The following is a 10,288-nucleotide window of genomic DNA, read 5'->3' as shown; positions in this document are numbered from 1 at the left end:
GAAGGCGTGGCGGCGGGGGCGCGCGGGCACCGAGCGGCTGCTCGTCATCACCACCCGCCGCACGCCGTGCTCGCGCATGGCGGTGATGAGGGTGGCGGCGATCCGGCTGCCGCCGACCGCGGCGATGACGGCGTCCTGTCCCTGTACGGCCCGGCGGACGGCCTCGGGGTCGTGCGCGTCGCCCCGGTGCACGTCGGCCAGGTCGGCCAGGTCGGCGCGGCCGGCGAGCAGCTCGGGCCGGCGGGCGAAGGCGGTGATCTCGTGACCGCGCTCGACGCCCTGCGTCAGGACGTGCCTGCCGGTCCGGCCGGTCGAGCCGATGACCATGATCTTCATCGTATTGCCTCCTTCTATATGGCAGTTTGCACTATAGCGATACTCCTGAGCTATAGTGCAAACTGCACTAAGAAAGGAGAGTCATGGCACGACGTCCCGACCTGGTCGGCCTCACCGTGCTGGCCATGCTGTCGATACGTCCGGGCCACCCGTACGAGCTGCACCGATTCATCGTCGACACGCACAAGGACTACGTGACGGGGCTGCCCAGAAGCCTCTACCACGCGGTCGACAAGCTGGCCGGCGAGGAGCTGATCGTCCCCGTCGAGACCAGCCGCGAAGGCCGCCGGCCCGAGCGCACGGTCTACGAGATCACCGACGAGGGCCGCCACGAGCTGGCCACCAGGCTCCGCGCGCTCCTGGAGACCCCGGGCGGCGAGCGCCGCGTCTTCACCGCGGCCGTCTCGCTGATCGGCGTGCTCACGGTGCCCGACGCGCTGCAGTCGCTGCGCACCAGGGCGGCGGCGCTCGAAGGCCACGTCACCGGGCTCAACGGGCACCTGAAAGCCCTGCGCGAGAGCGGCCTGCCCGACGTCCTGGCGCTCGAACTCGACTACGAGCGGGCCCTCACCGAGACCGAGCTGGCCTGGATCAGGAGGCTCATCGCCCGCCTGGAGTCGGGCGAACTCGACTGGTCGGGCACCTCCAACCGCGACCGGCTGGAGAACGTGCTCGACCCGTCATGAGAAAGCGGCTGCCAGGGTGCGCCAACACCCTGACAGCCGGACATCCCGCAAGGCGCCTGCCCTGCCTGGAGTCGCAACCTCAGGATAGGCGCCGCGACCACGAGGAGTTGCGCCATGTCCGCCGACGCGGAGATCGTCACCCTGCTCACCCGGCTCGCCGACGCGTGGAACGCCGGCGACGCCACCGCCTACGCCGCCGTCTTCACCGAGGACGCCGACTACGTCACCTTCAACGGCGCGCACCTCCGGGGGCGGGAGGCCGTCGAATCCTCCCACCGCTGGCTGTTCGAGGGGCCGCTGAAGGGTTCCACCATGGCCGCCCCCGGCGGCGACGTCCGGGTCAGGCCACTGGCCGACGGCGCCGCGCTGGTGGTCTTCCGGGGCGGCACCGCCGTCGACGGCCGGCAGCGCGACTCGATCGTCAGCTTCACCGCCGTCCGCACCCCCGAAGGCTGGCGTTTCGCCTCCTTCCAGAACACCAGGGTGACGGCATGACGAGGAAGAAGCTGATCGCCGAGGCGTGCGGGGTCGTCGAGGCGCCGATCGCCCGCGTCTGGGCCGCCGTGGCCGACGAACTGCTGCCCGACGGCAGGCGCTCCGGCCGCTTCACCGTCCAGGACGCGCCCGGTCACACCAGCACCGTGGAGGTCCGGGGTCGTACCGTCGCCTTCCAGGGCGGCTGGTGGTACCGGGGCGAGTGGAGCGTCGAACCGCATCCGGAGGGCGCGCTGCTCGTGCATCGCGTCTTCAACGTGGCGCGGCGGGCGCGCTGGGGCGTGCCGCTCGCCAACCGCATGTTCGTCGGCTTCGCCGGCCGTACGCGTGCGGCCTTCATGGAGACCCTCAGCCGGACGGGACGACGCCTCGGGTGTCCCACCCGCCCGGTCTGAGGGCCGTCAGCCCGCCGGCACGGCGGGCTGCGGCTCCCTGAGCGGGAAGTGGCAGGCCGCCGAGTGCCCGGGGCCGAAGCCGAGCAGGACCGGCTCCTCCTCGGCGCAGCGCGCCTGGGCACGCGGGCACCGGGTGCGGAACCGGCAGCCCGACGGCGGGTCGAGCGGGCTGGGCAGCTCGGAGCCGATGTCCAGCCCGCCGGCGGGCTCCGCCGCGCCGGGGTCCGGCTCGGGGATGGCGGCGATGAGCCCGGCGGTGTACGGGTGGACGGCGCGGAGGTAGACGTCGTCGGCGGAGCCGACCTCGACGAGTTTGCCGAGGTACATCACCCCCACGATGTCCGCGATGTACCGCACGACGGTCAGGTCATGAGAAATCACGACGTAGGTGAGATCGTGGGTGGCCTGGAGCCGCTTCATCAGGTTGAGCACCTGGGAGCGGACTGAGACGTCCAGCGCGCTCACCGGCTCGTCGGCCACGATCACCCGCGGATTGAGCGCCAGCGCCCGCGCGAGCGCGATGCGCTGGCGCTGCCCGCCGGAGAACTCGTGCGGGTAGCGCTCCAGCGCGCTGTGCGGCAGCCCGACCTCGTCGAGCAGCTCGCGGATCGCCGCCAGCTGCTCCGCGGCCGTGCCGATGCCCTGGGCCTCGAACGGCTCGCGCAGGATGGCGCCGACGCGCATCCGAGGGTCGAGGGCGTCGAGCGAGTCCTGGAACATCATCTGCAGGTTGCGCCGGTGCCGTCGCAGGTCGCGTCCGCGCAGCTCGCCGAGTGCGCCGCCGAGCGCGGTGACGCTGCCCGAGGTGGGCTTCTCCAGTGCGACGATCATCCTGGCCAGCGTGCTCTTGCCGCAGCCGCTCTCGCCGACCAGCCCGAAGGTCTGCCCCGGCCGCACCGCGAACGACACCCCGGACACCGCGTTGACGGCGCGCGCCGAGCGGCGCAACGACAGGCGGCCGGTGCCGTACTCCTTGACGAGCCCGTCGGCGACCAGCACCGGCCCCGCCTGGTCGTCGGCCGCCTTCGGCGCGGCCTCCACCGGCCGGGCGGCCGGTTCGAGCGGCCCTTCGACCGGATGCCAGCAGGCCAGCGTGTGTCCCGGCGCCGGCTCGGTGAGCGCCGGGGCCTCCCGCTCGCACCGGTCGGTGGCGTGCGCGCAGCGGGCGGCGAAACGGCACCCGGCGGGCGGGTGCTCCAGGTCGGGCGGCGAGCCGGGGATGGAGAAGAGGGCGCTCTCGCGCCGCTGCGTCAGCCGGGGCGTGCAGGCCAGCAACGCCTGCGTGTACGGGTGCCGCATGCCCGCGAACAGCCGGTCGGTGGTCGCGCTCTCGACCATGCCGCCGGCGTACATGACGCTGACCCGGTCGGCCCAGCGCGCGATCACCCCCATGTCGTGGGTGATCAGCAGCATGGCCATGCCCAGCCGGTCCTTGAGATCGTGGAGCAGCCGCAGCACCTGGGCCTGCACGGTCACGTCCAGCGCCGTCGTGGGCTCGTCGGCGATCAGCACCTTCGGCTCGCAGGACAGCGCCATGGCGATCATGACCCGCTGCCGCAGCCCGCCGGAGAGCTGGTGCGGGTAGTTGCCCATGCGCTCGGCGGGCCGGGCGATGCCCACGAGCGCCAGCATGTCGAGCGCCCGTTCACGGGCCTGCTTCGGGGTCGCGCCGAGGTGCAGCCGGATCGGCTCGGCGACCTGCTCGCCGATGGTCTTGGTGGGGTTGAGCGAGGTCATCGGGTCCTGGAAGACCATCGCGATCTCGTTGCCCCGGACCTTCTGGTACTGCCGTTCCGGCAGGCCCACCAGCTCGCGGCCGTCAAGCTTGATCGACCCCGCGGCGATGTGGCCGCCGGGCGGCAGCAGGCCCATGATCGACAGCCCGGTCATCGACTTCCCGCTGCCGGACTCCCCCACCAGCCCCAGGGTCTCGCCGGGGCGCAGCCTCAGGTCGACGCCCTTGACCACGTCGACGGCGGACTTCCTCAGCCGGATGCTGGTCGACAGGCCCTCGACCGTCAGGACATCGCCGGGCACCACTGGGACCCCTTCCGTGCGGGCGGCCATCAGCGCCGCCTCAGCCGTACGTCGATCGAGTCGCGCAGCGCGTCCCCGACGAAGTTGAACGCCATGACCACCAGGACCAGGCACCCGCCGACCGGGTAGATCAGCCACCAGGCGCCCTCGAACAGGTGGCTCACCCCGTCGGAGAGCTGGGTGCCCCATTCGACGTCCGGGTAGTTGAGCCCGAACCCGAGGAAGCCGAGCAGCGACACCGCGATGATCGCGTCGGCGACCTGGAAGGTGATGTTCACGATCACGACGCCGAGCGCGTTCGGGATCAGGTGCCGGACGATGATCCGCGGCTTCGTCGCGCCCATCACGGTCGCGGCGGCGACGAACCCCCGCGAACGCAGCGAGAGCACCTCGGCCCTGACCAGCCGGGCCGGTCCCAGCCAGGAGAACGCGCCGAGGATCAGGCTGAGCGACAGGACCGTGGAGCTGAACTGGGTGGCGGCGATCAGCACGATGAACAGGAAGGGGATCGACAGCAGCGTGTCGACCAGCCGCATCATGATCCCGTCCACGACGCCGCCGATCAGGCCCGCGATCGTGCCGTACAGCGTGCCGATGGCGGTGGCGATCAGCGCCGCGAACAGCCCTATCTGCAGCGACGCCTGACCGCCCCGCATGATGCGGCCGAGCACGTCGAAGCCCTGGGCGTCGGTGCCGAGCGGGTAGTCGCCGCCCGGCGGCAGCAGGCTGTTGACCGGGTCGACGGCGACCTGCTCGGTGACGTACAGGAGGGGGCCGGCGAAGCAGAAGAGGATGAGCAGGACGATGATGCCGACGCCGGCGACGGCGAGCCGGTTCTGCGCGAACGACCGCACGGCGAGCCGCCATCCGCTGGTGACCTGCTGAGGTGGTGCCGTGTCCGTCATGCGCGCTGCGTCCTCGGGTCGCTGACCGCCACCACCAGGTCGGCCAGCAGGTTGCCCAGCACGGTCAGGACCGAGGCCACCAGGGTGTAGCCGAGCAGCACCGGATAGTCCTGGTTGTTGAGGCTGTTGAAGAACAGCAGCCCCAGGCCCGGATAGTTGAAGACCGACTCGACGACGAGGTTGCCGGCGAGCAGCAGCGGGATCGTCATGCCGATCAGCGTCACCAGCGGCAGGCACGCGTTGCGCAGCAGGTGACGGGTGAGAACCATGCGCATCGACAGGCCTTTCGCCCGCGCCACCCTGATGTAGTCCTGTGCGAGCTGGTCGAGCGCGGCCGAGCGCTGGTACCTGGAGTACAGCGCGACCGTGATGCCGGTCAGCGTCAGCACCGGCAGCAGCATGGCCCGGGGCTCGGTGAAGATCACGAAGGTGGAGCTCGACTGCGACGCCTGGGCCGGCAGGATGCCCAGCCCCAGCGCGAACACCTGGATCAGCAGCATCGCCAGGAGGAACACGGGCATCGAGTACGCGACGAAGGTCAGCGTGGTCAGCACGTTGTCGCCGACGCTGTTGCGCTTGACCGCCTGGAACACGCCCAGCGGGACCGCGACGCAGACGGCCAGCACCAGCGACACGCCGGCCAGCATCGCGGTCCGCCCGGCGTTGTCGGCGAGCAGCGCGTTGACGCTCTGGTTCAGCTTGTAGGAATGGCCGAGGTCACCCTGCAGGAGCTGGCCCAGGTAGGCGAGATACTGCGCGATGAGCGAGCGGTCGTAGCCGTGCTCCCTGTCGAAGGCGGCCACCGCCTCGGCGCTCGCCTGAACGCCGAGGATCGCGCGGCCGGGCGATCCGGACATGCCGTGCAGCAGCATGAAAGTGATCACCGAGACGCCCAGGACCACGATGACCGATGTCACCAGCCGCCGCAGCACGTACTGGGTCACGCTGCCCCCTTCCTTACTTGAGGTACCAGTACTCCGGTGTCAGGACGGAGCTCGGTAGGTTGGCGAAGGCCTCCTGCGGGCCGGACAGCGTGTCCTTCCAGGCCCAGATGGTGTGCGCGGTCGGCAGCCAGAGCACGGGCAGGTCCTTGCTCAGGTGCTCGATCTCGGCCTGGACGGCCTCGCGGTCGTCGCCGTGCACCGAGGCGCGGATCAGCTCGTCGGCCTTGGGGTCGCTGTAGGCGCCCACGTTGCCCGAGCCCTTGGAGTCGAACGTCCCGGTCATCGTCGGGTAGGGCGTGGTGCTGAAGCCGCCCCAGGTCGACATGGCCCATTCGCCGGCTTTCGACGGGGCCGCCGGGACGTTGTAGTTCTGGATCAGGAAGCTGAAGGTCTTCGGCGCGACCGAGATCGCGATGCCGAGCTTGCGGGCCTCCGAGGCGAACGCGGTACTCACCGCGCTGTGCAGCTGCGGCTCGCTGCGGTAGAAGAGGTTGAGTTTGATCGTCTGCCCCTGCGGGATTCCCGCACCGCACTCCGCCGGTCCGGTGCCGGGGCGCTCGCAGGTGGTGGCGCCGCCCGGCACCACCTTCCAGCCGTGCTCCTCCAGCAGCTTGCGGGCGGCCGCCGGGTCGTACGGGTAGGGCGCGGTGGCCCCGGAACCCGGCGCGTACGGCGAGCTCGCCGGCGCGGTGCCGTAACTCTCGGCGGCCGCGCCGTTGTACATGCCCTTGCTGGCGATGTAACCGGGCTGGTCGATCAGGTGCTGCAACGCCTGCCGGACGTAGAGCTGGCCGAGGATCTTGTCGACGTTGTCGGTCGTGTCCTTGAAGTTGAGCATGATGAAGTTGAAGCCCAGCCGGGGCGCGCCGTAGACGTGGTAGCCGGCGGCCTTGAGCTGCCGCACCTGGCTGACGTGGGTCTGGTCGACCGTGGCCATCGTCAGGTTGCCGCTCACGAGCTGGTTGAACTTGGCGGTCTCTGAGGTGAAGGGCCGGAAGTTCAGCGTCTTGATGCGCGGCTTCTGCGGGCCCGTGTACGCCTCGTTCGCGGCCATCGAGTAGAAGTTCGTGGTCACGTCGAAGCCGCTCAGCCGGTAGGGGCCGTTCACCGTCTGCCACAGCGGGTCGGTGGCGAAGGACGCGGGATCGCGCGACGCCTTGTCGAGGTAGGTGTAGATCGCTTCGGCGTTCTTCGGCGAGCCGTGGTCGAGGATCGGCCCGTCGGCCGACGCGCGCGCCCACTTCTTGGCCGGCAGCGGGACGACGTAGGTCAGCTCGTCGGCGGTGAACCACTCGGGGTTGTAGGCGTCCTTCAGCTTCAGCGTCACGGTGCTCGCGGAGGTCGCGGTCGCGCTGGTGACGTTGTCGGGGAACTGGCCGGGCGTGTAGCCGCCCCAGTTCGACGCGTTCTTCTTCAGCGCCGCCTTCAGCAGGTTGATGAAGAAGACCACGTCGCCGGCCTCCACCGGCGAGCCGTCGGACCAGGTGTAGCCCGGCTTCAGCCTGATGGTCACCGTCTTGTTGCCGTCGGCGAACTCGGGCGGCTCGGCCAGGCTGAGCGCCGGGTTGACCTTCGGGCTCGCGCCTTCGGGGAACCAGTAGAGGGGCCGGTACATGAGCCGCTGGAACTGGTACGTCACGTAGGCGGAGTTGAACGCGCCGGGCACGATCGGCAGCATGTAGTAGGGTCCGGCGCCCGGCTGCTGCGCGATGTCGACGGTGCCGCCGTCCTTGGGCGTGCCCGACTGGGCGGGCAGCTCGCCGAAGGTCTGCGCCCCGGCCGTGCCCGCCGTCTTGGTGCCGCCCGTCCGGGTGCCGCCGTCGCCGCCGCTGCCGCCGCTGCACGCGGCGAGCGGCAGGAGGGTGGCCAGCGCCGCCGCGGCGAGGGCGCGCCGGGTGCGGGCGCCGCTCATGAGCGCCCCTCCGGGGTGCGCTGCCGGTCGATGTCATGTCGGTCTACGTTCACGTAGCCTGCTCCTCTTGCCTCTTGGGGGGAGAACTCCGCACCCCGCGTGCCGGCGGCGCTCACGAGCCCCAGACCTCCGTCGCGTAGGCCCCTCACGAGCCCCAGATCTCTTTCGCGTAGGTTTTGAAGTTCAGGCCGAGGATCTTCTCGATCCTGGTCGAGGAGTAGCCGCGCTCGTCCAGCAAGCGCGCCAGCTCCCGGAACTGCTCGACGCCGCGCAGGTCGACGACGAACGGGTAGGTGTCGCTCCGCTCCCCCGCCGCCGCGGCGCCGGCCGCCTGACGCCGCGCCACCTGGTCGGCGAGCCGGTCGCGGTAGGCGTCCAGGTCGTCGATGGCGGTGATCGTCCCGTCGGTGCCGATGCCGACGTGGTCCTCGCCGCACACGTTGACCGCGTGCGCGATGTGCTCCACCACGTCGGCGGCGGCGGCGTGGCCGGTGGCGTTGAGGAACGGCATGAAGTAGATGCCGACGAACCCGCCCCGCGAGGCGACCAGCCGCAACTCCTCGTCGGTCTTGTTGCGCGGCAGGTCGACCAGCGCCCGGCAGCCGGTGTGGTTGATCGAGACGGGCTGCTCGGACACCCGGGCCGCCTCCAGGCAGGTCCGCTCCCCGCTGTGCGACAGGTCGACCATGACGCGGTGCTCGTTGAGCGCCTCCACGACCTGCCTGCCCAGCGGCGTCAGGCCCCGGTTGCCGGGCGCCATCGAGCCGTCGCCGAGCTGGTTGGCCTGGTTGTAGGTGAGCTGGATGACGCGGACGCCCCGGCCGGCGAAGGTCGCGATCCGGCCGGGCCGGTCGTCGACCGCGGCCGCGTTCTGGAAGCCGTAGATGATGCCGATCCTGCCCTGCCGCTTGGCCTCGGCCAGGTCCTCGGCCGTGTCGACCCGCATCAGGTCGTCGTGGTCGCGGATGATCGCGTCCCAGGTGTCGAGCTCGCGCAGGGTGTGCTCGTACGGCGGGAAGTCACCCATCGTGTAGCCGAGGGTCACGTTGATCGCGGTCACGCCGGAGGCGTGCGCGTCGGCCAGCGTGCGCTCGTCGATGGTCAGCTGGTCGCTGGTCTGGACGAGGGCGCCGGCCGCGTCGGCCGACGCGGCGGCGTTCGGGTTGTCCAGCACGCCGAGCGCGTTGACGACCAGGTAGCCGGAGATGTCGACGCTCATGCCGGCGCCCCTTCCCTGTTGTAGTCGGCCCGCTCGTGGCGACGGCCGCGTTTGACGGTCGTGACGACGCGGCGGAGGTGGCCGATGTCCTCGTACGGGTCGTCCGTCACGATCACGAAGTTGGCCAGCTTGCCGGCATGCACGCTGCCCGTCGCGTCCTGGAGGCCCATGGCGGCCGCGCCGCCGAGCGTCGCCGCGCGGACGGCCTCCCGGGGCGGCAGGCCCATCACGTGCACCAGGTGGTGGAGCTCGTCGTGCAGCGAGGGGTACGGGTCGCCGGGCGGCGTCTCGTAGTCGGTGCCGGCGCAGATCGTGACACCGGCGCGGCGCGCGTGGTCGATGAGCCGCTTCACCATGTCGCGCACCAGACCGGCCGCGCCGGGCGGGCTGAGCGGGATGCGGTCCACGACGCTGGTGGTGGCGTCGAGAACGGTGCCGCGCCGCCGCATCTCGCCTACCAGCGCGTCGACGGCCTCCGCCGGCGCGTCCAGGAAGCGCCGGCAGGCGTCCGCCAGGTGGGCGCGCTGATCACGGTAGGACGGGGGCCGGACGCCGCCGAAGTGGTGGGCGAGCATGTGGGCGTGGGACACCACGTCGACGCCGGCCGCCACGACGTCGGCGGGCATGGCGGGGAACACCGCGGCGTGTGCCCACACCTGCATCCCCTGCCGGTGCGCCTCGGCGGTGATGCGGGCGACGAGGCCGGCGTCGAGGTCGGCGTAGACCTTGATCGCGGCGGCTCCGGTGCCGCGGGCCAGGGCGACGGCCAGCGGGAGGTCGGTGCCGTCGTCGATCGCCTGCATCCAGGGCACGGCGCCGGGCGTGGCTCCCTGTGACACCTGCCAGGTGCGCGGGTCGTCGAAGAAGCCCGGACCGGCCATCAGCGCGGCCGAGCAGATGTCGGGGCCGGCGATCTCGCCGAGCAGCGCGGCGCGCCCGAGGTCCGCCATCTGCCGCAGGTCACCGGCCATCTCGCGGATCGCGGTGACGCCGCCGTAGAGCTGCCGGCGCATCAGCCTCTCCGCCTGCTCGCGGTTGGGCGGGGTGGACAGGTGCTGATGCGTGTCGATCAGGCCCGGCAGCAGGAACGCGCCCGCCACGTCGACGGTCTCGCCCCGGGCCAGGTCAGAACGGCTCAGCTCGGCGTCCGGGACGACGGCCTCGATCGCCGGCCCGTCGGTCACCACCGCCATGCCGCGCCGCACCGGAGCACCGGTGCCGTCGATCAGCGACACGTCGCGGTAGATCGTCACCTGCCCCGGCGTGGCGGGCGCACAGGGCGTGGGGGCCGGGTCGTTGCCCGCGACCGGACGCTGCTCTTCGTCGCTCATGGCGATCTTCGGTCTCCGTTCCGGGCTC

Annotated in this window: 10 protein-coding genes; 3 read left to right on the top strand and 7 right to left on the bottom strand. The window is 71.3% G+C overall.

All coding sequences use genetic code 11. The annotated features are described in order from the left end of the window. Window positions 1-336, bottom strand: a 336-nt coding sequence (locus tag ADY59_RS11045) for an NAD(P)-dependent oxidoreductase (protein ID WP_049560982.1), incomplete at its 3' end; no start/stop codon positions are given. Window positions 337-419: 83 nt separating this feature from the next. Here ADY59_RS11045 and ADY59_RS11040 point away from each other — a divergent pair. From ADY59_RS11040 to ADY59_RS49800, 3 genes are all read left to right on the top strand, one after another. Then, complete coding sequence (locus tag ADY59_RS11040; protein WP_049560979.1) at window positions 420-1,022, top strand: PadR family transcriptional regulator; 603 nt, start codon at window positions 420-422, stop codon at window positions 1,020-1,022. Window positions 1,023-1,136: 114 nt separating this feature from the next. Then, entirely contained in the window at window positions 1,137-1,517 is a 381-nt protein-coding gene (locus tag ADY59_RS11035) for an SgcJ/EcaC family oxidoreductase (protein WP_049560977.1), read from the top strand. Continuing rightward, window positions 1,514-1,912, top strand: coding sequence for a hypothetical protein (locus ADY59_RS49800; protein ID WP_063780625.1), 399 nt, complete (start codon window positions 1,514-1,516; stop codon window positions 1,910-1,912). The genes ADY59_RS11035 and ADY59_RS49800 overlap by 4 nt, the downstream gene beginning before the upstream one ends. Before the next feature lie 6 nt (window positions 1,913-1,918). On the opposite strand, the gene ADY59_RS11025 is transcribed toward ADY59_RS49800, so the two are convergent. From ADY59_RS11025 to ADY59_RS11000, 6 genes are all read right to left on the bottom strand, one after another. Then, complete coding sequence (locus ADY59_RS11025) at window positions 1,919-3,949, bottom strand: ABC transporter ATP-binding protein (RefSeq protein ID WP_197093546.1); 2,031 nt, start codon at window positions 3,947-3,949, stop codon at window positions 1,919-1,921. A gap of 29 nt (window positions 3,950-3,978) precedes the next feature. After that, the gene (locus tag ADY59_RS11020; RefSeq protein ID WP_049560972.1) at window positions 3,979-4,854 is read right to left on the bottom strand and encodes an ABC transporter permease; all 876 of its coding nucleotides are present in this window, start codon (window positions 4,852-4,854) and stop codon (window positions 3,979-3,981) included. Continuing rightward, on the bottom strand, window positions 4,851-5,798 hold the full coding sequence (locus tag ADY59_RS11015) for an ABC transporter permease (RefSeq protein WP_049560971.1): 948 nt from the start codon (window positions 5,796-5,798) through the stop codon (window positions 4,851-4,853). The genes ADY59_RS11020 and ADY59_RS11015 overlap by 4 nt, the downstream gene beginning before the upstream one ends. 13 nt (window positions 5,799-5,811) lie before the next feature. Continuing rightward, on the bottom strand, window positions 5,812-7,710 hold the full coding sequence (locus ADY59_RS11010) for an ABC transporter substrate-binding protein (RefSeq protein ID WP_049560968.1): 1,899 nt from the start codon (window positions 7,708-7,710) through the stop codon (window positions 5,812-5,814). A 145-nt stretch (window positions 7,711-7,855) separates the two neighbouring features. Continuing rightward, window positions 7,856-8,929, bottom strand: coding sequence for a dipeptidase (locus ADY59_RS11005; protein WP_049560966.1), 1,074 nt, complete (start codon window positions 8,927-8,929; stop codon window positions 7,856-7,858). After that, window positions 8,926-10,260 carry an amidohydrolase family protein gene (locus tag ADY59_RS11000; protein ID WP_049560964.1) on the bottom strand — a complete coding sequence of 445 codons (1,335 nt, stop codon included), beginning with the start codon at window positions 10,258-10,260 and terminating at the stop codon, window positions 8,926-8,928. Before ADY59_RS11000 ends, ADY59_RS11005 begins: the two co-directional genes overlap by 4 nt. Between the last annotated feature and the right edge of the window lie 28 nt (window positions 10,261-10,288).

This window comes from Nonomuraea sp. SBT364, from assembly GCF_001083785.1.
In the GTDB taxonomy this organism is placed as follows: Bacteria; Actinomycetota; Actinomycetes; order Streptosporangiales; family Streptosporangiaceae; genus Nonomuraea.
The sequence above is the reverse complement of the archived record's forward strand: the minus strand, read 5'-3'. Positions and strand labels throughout refer to the sequence as shown.

What these genes read in the sequence shown, in the direction of transcription:
- ADY59_RS11005 (WP_049560966.1), bottom strand. Translation starts at nt 8,929, where the DNA reads ATGAGCGTCGACATCTCCGGCTACCTGGTCGTCAACGCGCTCGGCGTG.
- ADY59_RS11040 (WP_049560979.1), top strand. Translation starts at nt 420, where the DNA reads ATGGCACGACGTCCCGACCTGGTCGGCCTCACCGTGCTGGCCATGCTG.
- ADY59_RS11010 (WP_049560968.1), bottom strand. Translation starts at nt 7,710, where the DNA reads ATGAGCGGCGCCCGCACCCGGCGCGCCCTCGCCGCGGCGGCGCTGGCC.
- ADY59_RS11035 (WP_049560977.1), top strand. Translation starts at nt 1,137, where the DNA reads ATGTCCGCCGACGCGGAGATCGTCACCCTGCTCACCCGGCTCGCCGAC.
- ADY59_RS11000 (WP_049560964.1), bottom strand. Translation starts at nt 10,260, where the DNA reads ATGAGCGACGAAGAGCAGCGTCCGGTCGCGGGCAACGACCCGGCCCCC.
- ADY59_RS11020 (WP_049560972.1), bottom strand. Translation starts at nt 4,854, where the DNA reads ATGACGGACACGGCACCACCTCAGCAGGTCACCAGCGGATGGCGGCTC.
- ADY59_RS49800 (WP_063780625.1), top strand. Translation starts at nt 1,514, where the DNA reads ATGACGAGGAAGAAGCTGATCGCCGAGGCGTGCGGGGTCGTCGAGGCG.